General features: G+C 63.5%; 14 protein-coding genes and 1 pseudogene. 5 read left to right on the forward strand and 10 right to left on the reverse strand.

Annotated elements, in window-relative coordinates; translation table 11 throughout:
* A pseudogene (locus tag AP428_RS30320) lies at positions 1 to 228 on the reverse strand (efflux transporter periplasmic adaptor subunit); the annotation flags it as partial.
* A 225-nt stretch (positions 229 to 453) separates the two neighbouring features.
* On the reverse strand, positions 454 to 1,335 hold the full coding sequence (locus tag AP428_RS30325) for a LysR family transcriptional regulator (RefSeq protein WP_011549367.1): 882 nt from the start codon (positions 1,333 to 1,335) through the stop codon (positions 454 to 456).
* A 597-nt stretch (positions 1,336 to 1,932) separates the two neighbouring features.
* Here AP428_RS30325 and AP428_RS30330 point away from each other — a divergent pair.
* The gene (locus tag AP428_RS30330; protein ID WP_011549366.1) at positions 1,933 to 2,913 is read left to right on the forward strand and encodes an AraC family transcriptional regulator; all 981 of its coding nucleotides are present in this window, start codon (positions 1,933 to 1,935) and stop codon (positions 2,911 to 2,913) included.
* 61 nt (positions 2,914 to 2,974) lie between these two features.
* On the opposite strand, the gene AP428_RS30335 is transcribed toward AP428_RS30330, so the two are convergent.
* From AP428_RS30335 to AP428_RS30345, 3 genes are all read right to left on the reverse strand, one after another.
* On the reverse strand, positions 2,975 to 3,946 hold the full coding sequence (locus AP428_RS30335) for an aliphatic sulfonate ABC transporter substrate-binding protein (protein ID WP_011694975.1): 972 nt from the start codon (positions 3,944 to 3,946) through the stop codon (positions 2,975 to 2,977).
* A gap of 272 nt (positions 3,947 to 4,218) precedes the next feature.
* Complete coding sequence (locus tag AP428_RS30340) at positions 4,219 to 5,169, reverse strand: LysR family transcriptional regulator (RefSeq protein WP_011549364.1); 951 nt, start codon at positions 5,167 to 5,169, stop codon at positions 4,219 to 4,221.
* Positions 5,170 to 5,469: 300 nt separating this feature from the next.
* A complete protein-coding gene (locus tag AP428_RS30345) occupies positions 5,470 to 6,768 on the reverse strand; it encodes an adenylosuccinate synthase (protein ID WP_011549363.1) in 1,299 nt (432 codons plus the stop codon).
* Positions 6,769 to 6,908: 140 nt separating this feature from the next.
* Between AP428_RS30345 and gcvA the strand changes: the two genes are divergently transcribed.
* Positions 6,909 to 7,799 (forward strand): transcriptional regulator GcvA, encoded by an 891-nt coding sequence (gcvA, locus tag AP428_RS30350; RefSeq protein WP_006480992.1) that lies wholly within the window; start codon positions 6,909 to 6,911, stop codon positions 7,797 to 7,799.
* 169 nt (positions 7,800 to 7,968) lie between these two features.
* Here gcvA and AP428_RS30355 read toward each other — a convergent pair whose 3' ends face one another.
* Positions 7,969 to 8,331 carry a hypothetical protein gene (locus AP428_RS30355; RefSeq protein ID WP_011549362.1) on the reverse strand — a complete coding sequence of 121 codons (363 nt, stop codon included), beginning with the start codon at positions 8,329 to 8,331 and terminating at the stop codon, positions 7,969 to 7,971.
* A gap of 2,391 nt (positions 8,332 to 10,722) precedes the next feature.
* On the opposite strand from AP428_RS30355, the gene AP428_RS30360 reads away from it, so the two are divergent.
* On the forward strand, positions 10,723 to 12,039 hold the full coding sequence (locus tag AP428_RS30360; RefSeq protein ID WP_006480994.1) for a replication initiation protein: 1,317 nt from the start codon (positions 10,723 to 10,725) through the stop codon (positions 12,037 to 12,039).
* A gap of 95 nt (positions 12,040 to 12,134) precedes the next feature.
* On the opposite strand, the gene AP428_RS30365 is transcribed toward AP428_RS30360, so the two are convergent.
* The 4 genes from AP428_RS30365 to AP428_RS30385 all read right to left on the reverse strand — a co-directional run bounded on the left by AP428_RS30365 (position 12,135) and on the right by AP428_RS30385 (position 17,909).
* The gene (locus AP428_RS30365; protein WP_011694973.1) at positions 12,135 to 13,166 is read right to left on the reverse strand and encodes a ParB/RepB/Spo0J family partition protein; all 1,032 of its coding nucleotides are present in this window, start codon (positions 13,164 to 13,166) and stop codon (positions 12,135 to 12,137) included.
* Positions 13,159 to 13,854, reverse strand: coding sequence for a ParA family protein (locus tag AP428_RS30370; protein WP_006497839.1), 696 nt, complete (start codon positions 13,852 to 13,854; stop codon positions 13,159 to 13,161). Before AP428_RS30370 ends, AP428_RS30365 begins: the two co-directional genes overlap by 8 nt.
* A gap of 1,786 nt (positions 13,855 to 15,640) precedes the next feature.
* The gene (locus tag AP428_RS30380; protein WP_011549359.1) at positions 15,641 to 16,657 is read right to left on the reverse strand and encodes an AraC family transcriptional regulator; all 1,017 of its coding nucleotides are present in this window, start codon (positions 16,655 to 16,657) and stop codon (positions 15,641 to 15,643) included.
* 127 nt (positions 16,658 to 16,784) lie between these two features.
* A complete protein-coding gene (locus AP428_RS30385) occupies positions 16,785 to 17,909 on the reverse strand; it encodes an MBL fold metallo-hydrolase (protein ID WP_011549358.1) in 1,125 nt (374 codons plus the stop codon).
* Positions 17,910 to 17,992: 83 nt separating this feature from the next.
* Between AP428_RS30385 and AP428_RS30390 the strand changes: the two genes are divergently transcribed.
* Entirely contained in the window at positions 17,993 to 18,646 is a 654-nt protein-coding gene (locus tag AP428_RS30390) for a TetR/AcrR family transcriptional regulator (protein ID WP_011549357.1), read from the forward strand.
* Positions 18,647 to 18,849: 203 nt separating this feature from the next.
* Positions 18,850 to 19,341 (forward strand): flavodoxin family protein, encoded by a 492-nt coding sequence (locus tag AP428_RS30395; RefSeq protein WP_011549356.1) that lies wholly within the window; start codon positions 18,850 to 18,852, stop codon positions 19,339 to 19,341.
* The last annotated feature ends 116 nt before the right edge of the window (positions 19,342 to 19,457 follow it).

Genomic DNA, 19,457 nt, shown 5'->3' on the forward strand with positions numbered 1-19,457 from the left:
GCGGCGCAGCACGATGCCGTCGACCCGCGCACGCACTTGCGCGACCAGGAACGCGCTGGTGCGGCCCGGCAGTTCGGTCACCGCCGGCACGGCTTGCGGCTGGACGGTGACGACGCCGACTTCCGGCGTTTGCGGCGGCGGCGCCGCTTCTTTTTTCCCGCACGCGGCCAGGAAAACGGCAACCGTTGCGGCAGTGATTAAGCGGTATGGAACCCGTTCGACGCGCATGGAGCGACCTCTCACAATTAGACGACTTTCAATGGGAATCACCAGATCTCCTCATGGCCCTGACGCGCGGCAGACCTGCAATGTCCTGTCCGCCGCGGATGCGGACGCGTGTTGCGGGTGTGCGTTGCACCCTGCGGAGCGTTCGTTTGCCGAACTGCTTCCGAAAAAAGAACGGCGAGCCCGCGGCCTTCGCGGGCGCGCGGTGCCGAGGGTTCGGCCAGACCGCTAGCGCGCGGGCCGGAATGCGGCGCCGGCGAATTCGATGAACGCGCGCGCGGCGGCCGGCAAACGCGCGGCACGCGCATGCGCGAGCTTCAACGTGACGGGCGCGAGCGGGTGCAGTGGGGCCACGCGCACCAGCGTGCCGGCTGCCAGATCGGCCTCGACGAGATATGCGGGCAACACCGCGGCACCCATGCCGGCCACGGCCAGCCGCCGCGCCATCTCGAGATGGCCGACGCCTGCATTGCTCGTTGCCGCACCGGATCGCACCCCGGCCATGGGGTCGTCATCGGCCGCCGGCAGCTCCAGCCGCACGGCCGCGATGTCCGGCCAGTCGCCCGATGCCGCAGCGCCGCCGTGCGCGGCGACATAATCGGGCGCCGCGACCCGCACGGATTCGTACGCGGCCAGCGTATGCAACGCGTGTGCGCCGGACACCGGCATGCCGTCCGTCAGGAACGCGACGTCGATGTCCTCGGCAGTCAGGTCGACGTGGGCATCGGTCAGCGTCACGGTCGGCCGCACGTCCGGAAACCGGTGCACGAAACGATCGAGCAGCGCGCTCAACTGGCTGAGCCCGAACGCAACCGGCGCGGCCACGCGCAGCACGCCTTCCGGCTTGCTGCCCATCGCGACGAAACGACCGTCGATCTCGTCGATCGCACCGAGAATCCGCTCGACGCGCGCGAGATACAGCTCGCCGATTTCCGTCAGCGACTGATGGCTCGTACTGCGTTGAAGCAGGCGCGCGCCGAGGCGCGTCTCGAGCGCGTCGACCAGCCGGCTCGCCATCGCGGTCGACACGCGCAACCGCGTCGCCGCCCGGCGAAACCCGCCTTCCCTTGCCACCGTCACGAATGCCCGAATCGATTGAAGTTGGTCCATTTGTCCGGATTCCCCTGCGCGGACGACTGCCCGTCTACCTGCACCCGACGCCGCGCCGCAGCCGGCCCGCATCGGCCCGGCCAATGCAGCGGCCCCGCCACCGGCTCAGCCGGGTCGGTCGGCACGCTCGCGACGGGCACGCGCCGGCTTGCAACGGGCGCAAACCGGCCTCGGCAAGCCCGATGCACGATCGTTCAGTAGCAGTCCTGAGTCTTTTCCGGCGATTCGCGGCGGCGACGCACGCGGCAAGGCCGGCGGCGTCCGCGCATCACGCGGACGGTGTCGCCCGCATCATCCGGGCGCGCTGAATCGCATTTCCTTCAGCAGGTGCAATGGTAGGGAAACCGCCGGAAAATGGCTTGCCCGATCCTGCGATTGTTTTGCCTTAATTTCCGAATTTGTGCGCTGCACACCCTGCACCGACGGGCGACGCGGCCGCCGACCATGCAGGTCCGGATGATCGGGCTAATTTCGGACAGGTTTAGGCAATCCCGCGCGCTCGACTCGCCGTACGATGTGAGCGCCGTGCCATGCGCCTCGACAGGGGATCGCAGCCGCACGCATTGCATCGCTCACTCCGCCAACCGCTTACCCAACATGGAAATCGACGCCCGAACGCCGCCTCAACCGCGCACCCCGCCGGATCACGATGCCCGGTCGCCCGCCCGGTTAGCCACGGCCCGGCTCGCGGCGCTGATCGCCGCGTACGCGCCGCACGACGGCATGTTCGACCTTCCATTGCGCGGCATGCGCGTCGCGCGCGCCTCCGCGCCGTCGCCGCAATGGAACCATGGCGTGCATCATGCGTGCCTGAGCCTCGTCGGGCAAGGCGCGAAATCGATACGGGTCGGCGACGCTACCTACGGGATCGACGAATCGCGGATGCTGGTCGCCATCGCCGACCTGCCCGTGACCGGACGCGTGACGCGCGCGAACCCGGCCGAGCCGTTCCTTTACGCGCAACTCGAACTCGATCCGCGCCGCATCGCGGCGCTCACGCCGGTCGTCTTTCCGCACGGACTGCCGAAGGCGGTCGACTACGGCGCGCTCGACACGCTCGACGCAACGCCCGAAATCGTCGACGCCGTCGCGCGGCTGATGCAACTGATCGCACAACCGGACGACCTCGACCTGCTCGCACCGCTGATCGTCGACGAAATCCTCATCCGGCTGCTGCGCGGCCCGTCGGGCGCGCGCGTCGCGCAGATCGGCGACGCCGGTTCGACGACCCAGCGCATCTCGCGCGCCGTCGCATGGATTCGCGACCACTACCTCGATCCGATGGCGGTCGACGCGCTCGCGCGACAGGTGGAGATGAGTCCGTCGACCTTCCACCATCACTTCCGTGCGGTTACGTCGATGAGTCCGTTGCAATGCCAGAAGGTGCTGCGGCTGCAGGAGGCGCGCCGCCTGATGTGCCTGTCGGCGATGGATGCGCGGCAGGCATGCCGAAGCGTCGGCTACGTGAGTGCGTCGCAGTTCAGCCGCGAATATGCCCGGCTGTTCGGCGACGCACCGGGCCGCGACGTCGCGAGGTTGCGCGGCGAAGCGGTGCCGCTGTCGCGGGTCGCGCCATGACCGGATTTCGCAAGCGAGGAAGTTGCTCGCCGCGCCCCCGACCGTCGGGCCGGCTACACGTTCACGCGAGCGAGGGCGGCGCAGCGAGGCTGACGTCGACGCGTTTCGGCAGGATGCCGGCCTGATAGAACACGTCCGCGATGCGCTGCTGGTACGCGAGCGTGTCACGGGTGACGGGCTCGACGCCGAAGCGCGCGCGGCGAAACGCGAGCGCCACGGCCGGCTCCGGAATGCCCCACAGCTTCGAGAATTCGGCCGCGCCCTGCGCGCGGTTCGCATCGAGCCAGCGCTGGACCGTCGCCAGTTCCGACACGACCGCGTCGAGCACGTCGGCATTGTGCTGCGCGTACGTGCGCGACGCGAAATAGTAGCTGCGGTTCTCGACGAGCCCTGTGCCGTCCGCGACGATGCGCGCGCCGAATGCCTGCTGGACCACCGCGAGAAACGGATCCCAGATGATCCACGCATCGACCGAGCGGTTCTCGAACGCCGCTCGCGCATCGGACGGCGACAGCCAGACCGGCGTGACGTCTGTATAGCCGAGCTTCGCGGCCTGCAGCAGCCTCACCAGCAGGAAGTGCGTATTCGATCCCTTCACCAGCGCGATGCGCTTGCCGCGCAGGTCGGCAAAGGTCTTGACCGGCGAATCCTTCGCGACGACCACCGCTTCGGTCGCCGGACCGGCCGGCGTCTGCGCGTAGTAGACGAGCGGCGCACCGGCCGCGAGCGCGAAGATCGGCGGCGCTTCGCCGACATCGCCGAAATCGATCGATCCCGCGTTCAGCGCCTCGAGTTGCGGCGGGCCCGACGGGAATTCGGTCCACGTGACGTTCACGCCGAGTGTCGCGAGCTTGCCCTGCAGCGTGCCGCGCGCCTTCAGCAGGCTGAGCGGCCCTTTCTGATAACCGATGCGCAACGTCCGCGCGCCGGCCGCGCTGGCCAGCGCAAGGCCCGGGTGGGCGGCGGCGCCTGTCGCGATCGCCAGGCCGGCATGAATGAGCCGGCGGCGGATGCTGGAGTGTCGATCTGCCATGTCGTTTCGGGTTCGATGAAGTGGGCGCGCACGAAGCGCGCATGCGATGAAGCAGGTCGAACCGATTCTAAAAGGCGGCTACCGCTGGCCGAACCAACGATGTTCGATATCGAAAGCGAGCGTTTTCATAAAGGCATGCCGATGGCACGGGCATCGTTGGCCGGAACGGTCCGCACACATTCCTGCGCCACTCGCTTTTAACAAAGGAATGCGAACCATTTCCATCAAGCCGAAAGACCGTGCGCGGCACTCACGTACCGATCGTGCGTGAATCAGGATTGACGGGACGCGCAACAAGCGTTCAACGCAGCCTCGTCGGCAGCCAGCATCTCGGGCACGCATTCCCGCAGGAAATCGACGAACGTGCGGATCTTCGCATCGAGATACTGACGCGACGCATACAACGTGTAGACCGTCAGCTTCTGCAGCCGGTAATCGGGCAACACACGCACCAGCGCGCCGCTCGCGAGCGCGGGCAGCGCCGCCGACATCGGCAGGGAGCCGATCCCGAGCCCCGCGCGCAGCGCGGTGCCGAGCGCATCGGCGATATTCACCTGGAAATCCGGCAGCGGCAGTTCGACCGTTTCGCGGCCGTTCGGGCCGTCGAGGTGCCAGCGGTCGCGCGGAAACAGCGGCGTGACGAGCCGCAGGCACGCATGCCCGGCGAGATCGCTCACCGTGCGCGGCGTGCCGCGCGCCTTCAGATAGGCAGGCGACGCGCACAGCACGCTGCCCACGTCACCGAGCCGCTGCGACACCAGCCCGGAATCGGGCAGCTCCGTCGTGCTCAGCTGCAGCGACACGTCGTAGCCTTCGTCGATGATGTCGGGCACGTGCTGCGACAGCGTCAGCTCGACCGCGACCGACGGATAGCGTTCGCGGTAACGCACGACCGCGGGCATCACGTAGGACTGGCCGAAACTCGTCGTCGCGTGAACGTGCAGCCGTCCGGACGGCTTCGCCTGCGCGTCGGCCGCTTCGGCTTCCGCTTCGTCGATATAGCCGAGGATGCGCTGGCAGCGGTCGAGATAGCGTTGCCCGGCGTCGGTCAGCGCGATGCGGCGCGTGCTGCGGTTGAGCAGGCGCGTGCGCAGATGCGTTTCGAGTTGCGCGACCGAGCGCGACGCGTAGGCCGTCGTGATGTCCAGGCGCTGGGCCGCGCTCGTGAAGCTGCCCTCCTCCGCGACCCGGACGAAAATGCGCATCATCTGTAACGTGTCCATCGACCTGTCCCCGGGATTGTCACGTCGCGCCGCCGTGCGGCCAGGGGGCCGGCGGCGCCGGCACGAGCCGGTCTGGCGCGAATTGTGCGGAACAGTACAGCAGCGTTGCAGACGTGTCCAGTTCGCCGTATGCGGCACGATCCGGATGCCGAATCGTGCCGCCGAGCCGTTCGCCGCACGGTATCCGGGCCGGTCGCCCATCCGTACCGGATGGGTCGACGAACCAACGGGAACGGTCGGCAAAAACGACCGGCCGACCACGATACCGCGCGTCGATCGACGCTCTTCGCGGCTCGCGCGTTACGCGGCGGCGGCCGCATCGAACGGATCGCGCAACACGATCGTGTCGTCGCGCTCCGCGCCGGTCGTGATCATCGAAACCGGCGCGCCCGCCACGGCTTCGATGCGCGCGATGAAATCCTGCGCGGCGCGCGGCAGCGCCGCCCGCTCGCGCACGCCCTTCACCGAGCCTTGCCAGCCTTCGAACCGTTCGTAGAGTGGCTTCGCGCGCGACTGCGCATCGAGGCTCGCGGGCAGATGATCGACGCGCGCGCCGTCGAATTCGTAACCGACGCACAGCGCGATCGACTCGAAGCCGTCGAGCACGTCGAGCTTGGTGAGCGCCAGCGAATCGATGCCCGAGATCCTGACGGCCTGGCGCAGTTGCGCGGCGTCGAGCCATCCGCAGCGTCGCGGCCGGCCGGTATTCACGCCGAACTCCTGTCCGCGCGCACGCAGCGTTTCGCCGGTAGCGTCGGTCAGCTCGGTGAGGAACGGGCCGCCGCCGACCCGCGTCGCATACGCCTTCGTGACACCCAGCACGTGGCCGAGCTTCGCCGCACCGAGCCCGGTGCCGGCGGCCGCGGCCGATGCCACGGTGCCCGACGACGTCACGAACGGGTACGTGCCCCAGTCGATGTCCAGCATCACGGCCTGCGAACCCTCGAACAGGATGCGCTCGCCGCGATCGGTCGCGTCGTTGAGGTCGGCCCAGACCGGACGCACGAACGGCAGGATTTTCGGTGCGAGCGCGACCAGCGTCGCCAGCATCGCGTCGCGATCGTACTCGTCGAGCCCCAGGCCGCGGAACCACGCGTTGTGATGGTCGACGAGCACGTCGAGTTTGGCGGCGAGCCCGTCCGGTTCCGCGAGATCGCCGACGCGCAGCCCGCGACGCCCGACCTTGTCCTCGTAGGCCGGCCCGATCCCGCGCAGCGTGGTGCCGATCGGTTCGCGGCGCAAACGCTCCTGCGCCTCATCGATCGCACGGTGAATCGGCAGCACCAGCGTCGCGTTCTCGGCGATCGACAGGTTGTCCGGCGTCACCGGCAGCCCGAGCTCGGCCATCCGCCCGATTTCCGCGAGCAGCGCTTCGGGGTCGAGCGCCACGCCGTTGCCGATCACGCCACGCTTGCCGCGCACGATGCCGCTCGGCAGCAGCGCGAGCTTGTACGTGTTGCCGCCGACGACCAGCGTGTGGCCCGCGTTGTGACCGCCGTTGTAGCGTGCGACGAGATCGGCCTGCGCCGCCAGCCAGTCCACGACGCGCCCCTTGCCTTCGTCGCCCCATTGGGCGCCCACTACCACCACGTTCGGCATGCTCCGTACTCCATGTGAGAAATTCAGACACTGGTTCGGCCAGGTCGGCCGTTTGTGTGCCATATTGGCGGAGCCGGATCACCCGATCAAACGATTAAACCTGAACCATCGTGTGAGTAAATTTCACGCGAAACGATGCAATGGCCCGACGACTCCCTCCATTGAATTCGCTGCGCGCGTTCGAAGCCGCCGCGCGGCTCGGCAGCTTCACGCTGGCCGCGGACGAGCTGTGCGTGACGCACGGCGCGATCAGCCGGCATGTGCAGCAACTGGAAGCATGGCTTGGCCGGCCGCTGTTCGAACGCCACAACCGGCGCGTCGAACTGACCGCGGCCGGCCGCGCGTACCTCGCCGAGGTCGGCGCTTCGTTCGACCGGATCGCGCTCGCCACCGCACAGCATTTCGGCCACGCACAGCAGCGCGTGCTGCGCGTCAGTGCACCCGCGACGTTCTCGCTGCGCTGGCTCGTCCCGAAGCTGTCGTCGTTCCAGGTCGCGCATCCGGCCATCGAGGTGCGGCTGTCGACGTCGAACGAGCCGATCGACAAGTTGCGCGACAAGGTCGACCTGATCGTTCGCGGCGGCCCGCAGGCCATCGACGGGTACGTCGCGGAGGAATTCCTGTCCGAAGTCCGGCTGCCGGTGTGTGCGCCGAAGTTGCTGGAGGGCCGGTCGCTGGATACACCCGCCGATCTCGCCGGCTTCACGCTGCTGCACGCGGCAACCTATCCGGGCATGTGGCCGGAGTGGCTCGCGGCGGCCGGGCATCCGAACCTCGTGCCGCGGCACTCGCTCACCCTCGAGCATTTCTACCTGACGCTGCAAGGCGCGCTCGACGGGCTCGGCGTCGCGATGGGGCCGATCGCGCTCGTCGCCGACGACATCGCCGAAGGCCGGCTCGTGCAGCCGTTCAGCGAACCGGCGCTGCCGCCATGGCGCTACTTCACGTATGTGGCGTCCGCACGGGCGGACGATGACGCCGTACGCGCGTTCAAGGACTGGCTGAAGGCAACGGGAAGGGCGACTGTGTAGGGTGGGTGGCGCTCACCACCCCTGCCTGCGTGTTGTACATTTTCAATATGAGCAGGATTCCGAATCAAATTGGATAAACCTGCGGAACGTGTTTGCCTTCGTGCATCGCATGATTGCGACGCACGAAGGCAAGCCGCGGACGGAGCCATGGCTTGCCGCCGGACAACGCTTACTGGCTGGCTGCGCCGGCCTTCTTCTCCGCGTTCTGCAGATTCTGCGGATAGTTCGGATCATTGGCCGCCGGCTTGTAACCGGCGTCTTCGAGTTTCTTCAGCTCGGCGTTGTTCTTCGCACGCGCGGCCTTGTGTTCGGCCTTGCGTTTGGCCCTGGCCGCCTTGCGTGCTTCGCTCTTCGCGGCCTTGGCGTCCTGTGCTGCCGGTGCAGCCGGTGCGCTGGCGGTTTCCTGCGCAAAAACCGGAACGGCCGAGCCGAACAGGAAAGCGGCTGCGGTAGCAGCCAACGTGAGTTTTCTGATCTGGATTCGCATCGCTGAACTCTCTTTTTTGATGACCATCACGGTTTGAAAAACCATCGAGATACCGCCCCTGCCCTGATCGGTCGTCATGTCGCGATCAGGACCTGTGCATCATAACCGTGTCGCAAGAATTGTGGCGTCAACGTGCTGACGGAATTGGGGATATACGTATGGGAGACAACGTAGGTCCTGCGCTCGATGACGGAAATCGCGGTACGCGATACGGCGCGAGGCCCCGATGGCTGTTTCACGGGTGGTGATACCGATACGCCGATACGCGACGTGGGTATCGTCGTGCTTGCGCGATCACCGCAGCGGCAGTCGATCCACACGTCACGACATCGTTCGATGCGGCTCGAGCGACGGTTCCTCCCATAAACGACCACGATTCGCTTCGTCGACGATCAAGACGATTACGTTGCGTCGTTTCGGCGTGCGGCGATTCGTCCGGCAACCGTTGCCACCTCGTGATGCAAAAGGTTACCTGTGGAGACAAGGCTCTCTGTCGATGGACGGGTCTGACGAAAAAGGCCGGCTAGTGCGAGCGGTGAAGACGTCGGCTCGATTGGTTGCACGCATGCGCTACAACCCAACATGAGCGATCAGCGCGCGTCCGGTGGAGATACATATGGAGCGAAGGCTTGTCCGTCGATGCGGCCGTGCTTGCCGACGCGTCGGGCGTCACATATCGATGCCGATCGTTTCTTGTTTGCTCCCATCGAGAGTGCCTTATGTGGACGGAGCGGCGATCTGCACAGCTTGCTTATACCTGTACCTTATCCGATCGGTGAGCTTTTCCGGGATTCCGCTTCGGGGGAAAGGTGAGCAGGTTCGGGAGCATCGTGGAAATCGGTTGCGGTGAGCTTCGGCACCGACGGCATCTTCACGTTGGGTGGCAACGATATCGATGAAGTGTGCCAAGTCGTCCCAAGGGGCACACTGTGCGATGGCTTTTCGGCATCCGGTCTGCTTTTCGGGCCGTGGTATGAGTCCCTCGTTGCCTGCAGCGGCCACAGCAAAACTTCCCGGCCGTGGTTTAAAGGTAGAAAAACAGACGGGGCGTGGGGATGAAAAACAGCCCGGCGCGGATTCCTCCGGGCACAGTCCACAGGCTAAATTTGGCGAGCAGCGTCACAGGCGATCGACAATAATTTGTCCGTAGACGAGGCCGTGCGAGTACAAAAAACCATTCGCGGGCAGTCCCGGATGATTTCGAACTGCTGTGAAGGAAAGCGAACGATCCGTTCGGCTGGTCGATCACAGGCGGCAGGAGGGTCACGCGGCCCGTTTTCGGGTCCCATAAACGGGAACCTCTACGTCGAATCCAGGGATTTCCTCCCATAAGTTTCTACGTTTCGGTGCTTGTGAGTGGGTACTCACCTCCTCGGAATGCCTTGCCACGCCTGAAGCCTTTCAGGAACGGCGGGTCAAACAGGGCCAAAGGGAGCGCGGAGGGGAAATCTGGGCGGTTGGCTTCCCATAGACGACTCCCATTGGTAGCGGTTTATGGGGTTCGTCTTTCTGTGCAAGCACACGTGTGTTTACATCTTTGGTAAACCACGTTTACTTCTTTAACTACTTTTAGACGGCTCACAGCCTTGCCTGGCATGGGTTTGAGCGGTGTTCGGTACCCATTTATGGGAGCACAGGTGGAAGGGTTTGGGGCTTCAGGTCTGTGGATTTGGGGTTTGGGGTACCGGGTTGTGGGAAATCAGGGTTGTGGATATGGGGCGAACGTATCCGGTTATGGGAAATCGACCGTCAATCGCGTGAGGTAGTCGTCTATGGGAACGCATGGAGGTAGCCTTTTATGGGGCGCTTTTTTGCGTCGATAGTCGAATCGATGCACAGAGATTTTCTTCGGGTAGCCGGTTATGGGGCATTTCAAAGGTACCCATGTATGGGAGCTGGTTTCGATCGATTCGCTGTCCTTCGCTCAACAGTCCTATAAAGCTTTCCCATAGACAGGAGCGGGGCTCCGGACAGGTTACCTTTTATGGGGAAATCGGAAGGTTGCCTTTTATGGGAGCGATTTCTCCCTTCGGGCCGGAAAGCAATGCGGTTGACGACGCTGACAGGTACCCTCGTATGGGAACCGACAAAGGTAGCAAGTTATGGGAGAAATCGCGGCCGTATTGCAGGGCACCACGTATCCCTCTTGCGATCTCGATTCCATTCGTTTTCCCCCATGGATGGGTACCTTCGTGGTGGCAAATCTTGTGCCGGGTTTCGCGACGCGGGCGGGAAAGGTAGCGGCTTTTGGGAGGAATTTTGATCAACAGGTAGACGGATATGGGGCTCGGCGCAAATCGTTGAAACAAGGTTTTTCCTTCCATATCTGATACTTAGACAAGATAGTGAAAGTGATGCTAGAGCAAGGACGTTGCTCCGTGGCGCGAAAAGGTATAAAGTCCGCTCTCAATAAGGCAACCTTACCCGGACACCACGATGCCGCGCAAGCCCGCAAGCAAAGGCTCAGACAAACAGGTTTCGCTGTTTCAGACCCCCGAGCCGCCCGACTTGCTGCGCAAGGCGGTCCAGGCGATTCATATCGCGCCGAAGTCCGGCAAGATCGGTCTGCAGCAGCGCAAGATGTTCAGCTCGCTGATCAAGAACGCGCTTCGGCAGGAGGCGTTCGAACCGGGCCGAACGAGCTTCTCGATTTCGATCGCGTCGCTGTCGCACGAGAGCGGGCTGAACAGCAACAACACGAAGTACGTGAAGGACACGGTCAACTCGTTGATCAGTACCGTCGTCAACTGGGACTACCTGGCCGCGGACCGTTCGACGGTCTGGAAAGCGTCGGGCCTGCTCGCCGGCGCGGAGCTCGAGCAATCGGTGCTGAAGTACAGCTTCTCCGACCAGATTCGCAGCGAACTGCTCAATCCCGAAATCTACGCGCTGATCGATATGCGGATCGCCCGCGAGTTCCGGCGGTCGCATTCGCTCGCGCTGTGGGAAAACACGGTGCGTTACGAGGGGATCGGCATCACCGCGAAGATTCCGTTGCCGAAATTCCGTGACCTCATTCTCGGCCAGGACAAGGCGTCGCAGTCGTACAAGGAATACAAGCTGTTCAAGAGCAAGGTCCTGGTGCCGTGCATCCAGGAGGTGAACGAAGTATCGGACCACACGCTCGAGCTGATCGAACACAAATCCGGCCGCAGCGTGGAAGCCGTGCAGTTCAAGGTGACGCGCAAGCAGAGCACCGATACGGTCGAAGACGGCGACGTCAAGAACGAAGCGCTGGTCGAGGAGGTCGCGAAGTTCGGCATTCCGCGCTCGGAAGCGCGCCGGTTGATCACGCAATACGGCGTGCAGCGCATCAAGGCGGCGATCGCCTATACGCTCAATCGGACTACGAAGAAGAATGCGACGCCGGTCGACAACGTCGCCGCGTACTTCCGCAAGGCGCTGACGCACGGCTACACGTTGGCCGATGGGCAGGGAACCGAGGCGGCTGCACCGGCGAAGGAATCCGCGCAGAGTAAGCAGGAACAGATTCGCGACAAGTATCTGGCGGCGAAGGTCGAGGAAGCCGGCGCGTATTTCCGCGAACTGGAGATCGACGACCAGACCAAGCTGATCGAGCGTTACAACGAGACGGTGGCGGGTTCGAAGGACCTGACGCTGTCGCCGAAGAAGAAGGCGAGCAAGCTGGCGCAAACCAGTTTCTTCCGGTGGCTGGCGCTCGATACGTGGGGCGAGCCGACCTCGGACGACCTGCTGGAATTCCTGCTCAAAAGCAGTCTCGCAGGCAACTGAACGAGGCCTCGCCGTTGTGCGCACCATGCGCCGGACCATGTCGCGGTCGGGCTTGACGGCGCAGCGCGAAGGCGAGGCCTTTTGCCGCTAGCGCGTTACTTCGACGGGGCCGTGGCCAGCTCCGCGACGTACGCGTCGATGACGGTCTTGAGCTTGTCGGCAAGCGCTTCCTGGTGGGATGCGTCGACGCCCTTGAGCTGCAGGTCCAGACGCCCGTCCGGATACGTCTTCAACTGGCCGATCGCGCGCGATTCGAGCGCGAAATCATGACGAACGCTATAGCGCGTACGCCCGGCCTTCTTGGTGCCGTCACTCTGCGCACGCAGGAAATTCTCGAGATCGCGGACGGATTTTTTCCGGTCGATCACGGCCGTCAGCAGCCGATCGGCCGTCGCCTCGCCGAGGCGTTCGAAGATCAGTTTCAGGAAGTACGCAGCCTGCAGACCGACCACGTCGTTCGCACTGGCCATCCGCTCCAGCAGCGTGTTCGGCAGCGCGTTGAGCGACAGCGTCTTGCTGATCGAGGCCTTGTCCTTGCCGATTTTCTCCGCCAGAGTGTTCTGGTCGGAAAAGACCTTCTCGTCCAGGAGACGTTTCCACGCGATCGCATCATCGAAGATCGTCTGGCGTTCGTGGTCGTGGTTCGCCCGATACGCGATCGTGTAGAGCTGCTCGGGCGTGTGATCGGTGCGGAACGTCGCATTAATCGTTTCGTCGCCGTTAATGCTCGTCGCGCGCAGCCGGCGTTGTCCGTCGATTACGACGAGCTTGCCGGGGAACTCGGGAAGCCGCGTGACCTTGATCGGCTCGATCTGCCCTTCTCGTTTCAACGTCAGCGCGAGCTCGTGCAGGCTCGATTCCGAGTAGAACACGCGCGGGTTGAACGGGTTCGGGATGCAGTCCTTGACCAGCACCTTCTGCGGCGCGCCAAGCTCGGGCGTACCGGCGGGCGCGGTTCCGGCCGGGCCACTGGCAGGCGCCGTGTCGACGACGGCGGCCGGTGCGGCCGCCGGCTCGGGCAGCCGCGTTTCGAGCGCCGCATTTTCCTGCGCGAGTCCGCGCAACAGGCCGGCTGCGAGATGCAGGTTGCCGGTCGGTTTCTTGTCTTTCGAGGTGTCCTTAGCCATGGGCGGCTCCGGTAGCGCGCGTCGACGCGATGTATTGGGCCATTTCCGTGACCAGCTTTTCGATTTCCGCGCGGGCTTCCTTCAGGCCCTTCAGGTATCGATTGTGGTGATGGATCGTGGTGCCGAGCGCGAACGTCTGACGATAGACCTCGCGTTGCGCGATCTGGCTGTCGAGCAGATGCTCCCCTATTTCTTCAGCCCGTAGAATTTTTAAAATTTCTTCACGCATTTTAGTTTTTCCATTGACGCTATTCAGCATTAATGCGGAAGAAAGTTGAGGATTTCGAACGGCGCGCATCGATTCGATCATGCGGATCATCGCGACCGTGCTGTACAGATCGGCCGGCGATGGCGAAAGCGGCACCAGGCAGAAGTCGGCCACTTCCAGGACGGATGCGATACGCGGATCTTCGAGGTTGCCGGGGCAGTCGACGACGATCACATCAAAGTTCGCGTCCTGCTTCTTGATCTCGCCCCCGATGCCGCGGCCGGCGGGAGCCAGCGAAAGGACCGTCATCGGCAGCGTGTTCTCGCCGCTCGTGACCCAACGGACGGAAGTGCCCTGAGGGTCGGCATCGATCAACGCGACTTTGTTGCCGCCGGCTTCGAACGCAGCCGCGATGTTGACGGAGATGGTCGTCTTTCCCGTCCCACCTTTTTGATTACTGACGGCGATCTTGAAAGCCATTAAATCCCTCCAAGGAGTTTTGCGTAATATATGCAGTTATTACCGAAATGTCCAGAAAAGTGTTCGATGGAGTGAATATCTTTTGATCTCCGCGGTTGTTACGTGACAAATAGGCCGAACGGCCAAGGCGTCATTTACGCGTATTGACTAAAAAAATACAAAATAACCAATCACGGCTGCACGAACGCGCAGCGAACGCGGGCAAATTCAGCTGGCGTTGAACATCGACGATGAAACCGTTGCGTGGAGAATTGATGTCTCGTCGCACTTGGTCTCATACGGAATTCGATACGAACCCGAGACGACGATGTTGCGCGGTCTCGAGGAAGAAGCCGGTTGTCACGTGACAAGTCTCCGGGCATTGATTGCTTCGAGGTCTGGCCATATCGAGCGAAAGTTCTCGATGCGATTGCGACGTGGGCTGCGGAAGAATCGCTTCATTTCAATTACAGAGGTGCTTCACATAATCCTGACGTACGTCTATCCGGCGATGAGACGGGTTGTCACGTGACAAACACATTCAAGCGCGCCTCCCAGGAGCAACCTTTCGATCGTCAAGACGTAGTCGTGATTGCCGATGCCCGGTGCGTAGCTGGCATGTTGCTCAGGAAGAAAGCCGGTGGGGATATTTCTGGTCCCGCCGGCTCGTGGGTGAGTCGCCGGTTGTCACGTGACAACGGGAGCGGGCGCCTGAAAGCTCGGGCAACGGATGGCTATATGGGAGCGGAGTATCCCGGGGAGGCGTTGCAAGGCGCGTCTGGGGTGGCGCGGTACGAACTGTGTAGTCAGCAGCTTGATTCCCTTATCTTCGTGTGTACGCTCGGGGTGCTGGCGCAACGCGCTGAGCGATTGCTGCGCATGTTCGTGCGGGATATAGGGATGACTATGATGTGTCCCTATTTATAGAGAGTACGAAACCCTGCATTGCCGCTCGCATGGGCCAATAGGGCAGGGGGCTGGTTTCGTAGCGAATATCAAATTTCCGCGCTGGAGGGCCCCGATATGCAGGGAGATTCATGCAATCTGGGTCACTATTGGCGTCGAATCCATGTGTTGGCGACGTGTAGCAACGCGAACGGGTCGGTTCGTGAAACATTTTCCGAAAATCGACGCTTGCCAGAAATCCTTGTGTGGCAATGGTTTGCGCCATATTCTTCATGCTGTTTCACGGCAAATGAGCTTGGTGATGCCCGGAAATGGGGGCGTATGGTTTTTTGGCATGTGGGCAACGAAGATTGGCGCGGCTTCACCGAGATTCGTTGCGGCGAATACGTAATTCGTAGTTTTCAATACGTTTCGCGGTGGAGCAACTGTTCCGGGTGTCGAAGTGCGGGGATCAGTGCATCACTGGATCGCGTCGCCCCGTCCATTGACTGGTGGGAGTTCTGATATTTAGCGCCAGTTGTCACGTGACAACGCATGCGTCGGCCTTCCTATTAACGGAGTCGCGAAGCATCGCGAGACGATGCTGACATTGGGGATTTATAGGCGGCCGGTCCGACGTAGCCGTTGGGAGGGGAGGGGGCGGTCCGCCGAAATCGTCAGCTCCGGGCGGTTCGTCTGTAGCCAAAGGAGAGGTGAAAGTATGGGACCCGGCCGCACGATACACGTCGGCGATGTTTGACGATAAGCAGGAAGGGAGACGCCGAGCAATTCATCCGAGTTGAAAACATATCGGCGTTGGGCGCTGCATTTCAGTCTGAGTCCGCTCGATCCCGCATGCGAGGCGCCAGTCCTGCGCCGTTCACCCGTAATAGCCGACACATTCCCACCCACCGTGCCGCCATCAATAACTCGCGACGATCGACAAGGCGACATCCCCGCCACCTCGCAGGCTATCGATATCCCTTCGCGGAGAGTTACCGAACAGCCGGCTATATTCCCGGTTGAACTGGGTCGGGCTCGCATACCCGACCCTGAATGCTGCCGACGCGGCGTCGAGCCGCTCCGCCAGCATCAGCCGACGTGCCTCGTTGAGGCGTATCCATTTCTGGTACTGGAGAGGACTCATGCCGGTGAGTTGACGGAAGTGGTGATGGAAGGTCGAACTGCTCATCTGAACCTGCGCCGCGAGATCATCGACACGCAACGACTCGTCGTAGTGAGCGCGCAACCACCGGATCGCGCGTGACACGCGGTTGCACTGACTGCCGGCGGACGCAATCTGACGCAGGCGGGCGCCCTGGTCGCTCGTCAGCAGCCGATAGTAAATTTCCCGCTCGACATACGGTGCGAGAACGGCAATCGCGTTCGGGTCGTCCAGCAGCGCGAGCAACCGGTTCAGCGCGTCGTACAGAGGCTCGGTCATGTCGCCCACGACGAGCCCGCGGCCGGCCGGCGCATCGTCGTGATCCGGCGCGACTTGCATCATCAATTCGGCCATGACGCGAAAATCGAGCTTGAGGCCGAGCCCGAGAAACGGTTTGTCGGGGCTGGCTTCGATGATCTGCGTCGAACCGGGCAGGTCGAGTGACGTGATCAGAAAGCGGTCCGTGTCATAGATATAGGCGTCTCCGCTCTGCATGACCCGCTTCGCGCCTTGAACGACGAGACCGAAGCTCGGCTCGACCATGCATTCCATCGGCTGCGTCGGCGCTTCCCTTCGATGAAAGCTCAGGTTGGGAATGGCCGTGTCGAGATGATCGACTCCTTCGGTCCATCTCGCGACGCGCTCCGCGAGCGACTGTCGTAGCTCGTTCTCGCGGCTGCGACCGGTCGAACGGTCGCTCGCCTGGTCGAATGCCGCGATGGCGACGTCATCATTGCGTTGGCCGGATATGTATCGGAGGGATGCCGGATGCATGACTTCTCTACTCTAGTAATCGGGTCGACAGGCAGGCCGTCGACGTGCCGGGGAAGCCGGCAACGAATGCACCACCCGGCGCCGCTGCACGGCCATCCTCCCGGAAGGCGCGTGCGGCGATTGCGGACTACTTCGTCGCCTGCGATGCGCAAAGCTGCCAGCGTCGCGATTTCGCCGCCGGCGTTGCCGCGTGCTCGTCGACCGTGCGCCACCAGCGCTCGCCGCGATGCGGCGCGTCGAGATCGAGGCGTTCGCCCATTCTGGGCGTCGACAGCTCGATACCGCGCACGAGCGCCAGCGCCGTGACCCGCTCGAACGGCTCCTGCCAGCGATGCATCGCGAGGTCGAACGTACCGTTGTGGATCGGCATCAACCAGCGCCCGCGCAAATCGATGTGCGCCTGCACGGTTTCTTCCGGCTGCATGTGAACGTACGGCCATTGCGCATCATAGGCGCCCGTTTCGATCAGCGTGACGTCGAACGGCCCGAGGCGCTCGCCGATCTCCCGGAAGCCGTCGAAATAACCCGTATCGCCGCTGAAGAACACGCGCAGGTCGTCGTCGACGATCACCCACGACGCCCACAGCGTACTGTTGCCGTCGAACAGGCTGCGCCCGGAGAAGTGCTGGGCAGGCGTCGCTGTCAGCGTCAGCCCGGCCACATCGATGCTTTGCCACCAGTCGAGCTGGCGGACCTTGTTCACGTCGATACCCCATTCGATGAGCCGGTCGCCGACGCCCAGCGTCGTCACGAACACGTCGGTGGTGGCGGCCAGCGCGAGCACCGTGTCGCGGTCGAGGTGATCGTAATGATCGTGCGACAGGATCACGCCGCGCAGCGGCGGAAGATCTTCCAGCGCGATCGGCGGCGCATGAAAGCGCTTGGGGCCGATACGCCGAAACGGCGACGCGCGCTCCGCGAACACCGGATCGGTCAGCCAGAATTCGCCACGCAGCTTCAGCAACAGCGTCGAATGGCCGAGCCGATACAGGCTGCGATCGGGTGCCGCGTCGAGTTCCGCGCGGGTCAGCGAATCGACGGGCAACGCGCCGGCGGGCACGGTATGACGCGGCTTGTTGACCAGCATGTTCCACGCGATTCCCAGCGTCTTGCCCAATCCTTCGGCGGGGCGCGGCGCGACATTGGCAAAGCGCTCGCCGTTGTGCTGCGGCGAACTGCCGGAGAGCGTCCGGCCACGTCGGGCGGCCGCGAAACCCAGAATGCGATGAATCAAAACGAGAGGCGATGCCATGTCGGTTCGTCCGGAGAATAAAGTACACTAAACAGTGTAGTTTATTTTTGGGGTAAGTAAACTGCCCGGTGTAAAATTTCTGTATGGATACCAGTACTCCCCCTCAGCGTCTGACCGACCGAAAGCGCGCGGCCATCGTCGATGCGGCGATCGAGGAATTTCTCGCCGCGGGCTACGATGCGACGAGCATGGATCGTATCGCTGCGCGCGCGGACGTGTCGAAGCGCACCGTCTATAACCACTTCCCCGGTAAGGAGACGCTGTTCGCCGCGATCCTGAACAAGTTGTGGGATGCGACTCGCACCGGCAGTTCGCCGACCTATCGCGCCGACGTGCCGCTGCGCGAGCAACTGCTCGCGTTGCTCGACCGCAAATTGCGGTTGATGAACGACGAGGCCTTTCTCGCGCTGGCGCGTGTCGCGATCGGCGCGGCCATCCATTCGCCGGAACGGGCGCGCGACATGGTCGAGCGTCTCGGCGAGCGCGAGGAAGATGTCACGGTCTGGGTGCGCGCGGCCGCGGCGGCCGGTCGCCTGTCGGTCACCGATCCGGTGTTCGCCGCGCATCAGTTGCATGGCGCGGTGAAGGCATTCGCGTTCTGGCCGCAGATCACGATGGGCCAGCCGCCGCTGACGGCGCAGGAGCAGCAGAAGGTCGCGGAATCGGCTGCCGATATGTTCCTTGCGTACTACGCGCGACCCGACGACGGCGCTGCACGGCATCGCCGGCAAGACTGAACGCGGTCCCGGACACATCCGGAAGCATCCGGCTCCCCGGGCAGATCGAAACCATTGCGATGCGCGCGTTGTCGGCGAGCAGGCAAACCGGTCGATCCGGGGAAAAACGAACGCCAAATGACGCCCATCCGTGCCGGCCGGCCATCTGGCCTGGACTCGACGATACCGTCGGCGCACCCGAAGCCGAATGCGAGCAACGACCCATGAAAACGCTGTTGATCGTCTATCACACGATGACCGGAGGCACGCAACAGATGGCCGAAGCGGCTGCCGGTGCAGCTCGCGAGCAGCCTGGCGTCGACGTCAGGATGCAGCGTGCGGACGCGACGAGCGCCGACGACGTGCTGGCCGCCGACGCATACCTGTTCGCGACGCCGGAGAACCTTGCGGCGATGTCCGGGCTGATGAAGGATTTCTTCGATCGCTGCTACTACGCGGCGCTCGATCGCGTGAACGGCCGCCCGTATGCGGCAATGATCTGCGCGGGAAGCGACGGGCAGAACGCGTTGCGCCAGATCGACCGGATCGCGACCGGATGGCGGCTGAAGAACGTGGCGCCCGGCCTGATCGTCTGCACGCATGCGCAGACGCCGGAGCGTATTCTCGCAACGAAGACGATCGACAGCGACGCGCTCGCGCGCTGCGCCGAACTCGGCGCGGGTCTTGCTGCAGGGCTGGCACTGGGCGTGTTCTGATCACGAGTGCGGCGGCTCCGATCTGCCGGATCGACACCGGCACGGCCCGCAGCCGTTCGCGCACTATCGGTTTCGCAAACTTCCGCAAACAGCGCCGAACCGCCGAGCGTCGGAAC

The organism is Burkholderia sp. E168m22 (genome assembly GCF_001319805.1).
Taxonomy (GTDB): Bacteria; Pseudomonadota; Gammaproteobacteria; order Burkholderiales; family Burkholderiaceae; genus Burkholderia; species Burkholderia orbicola.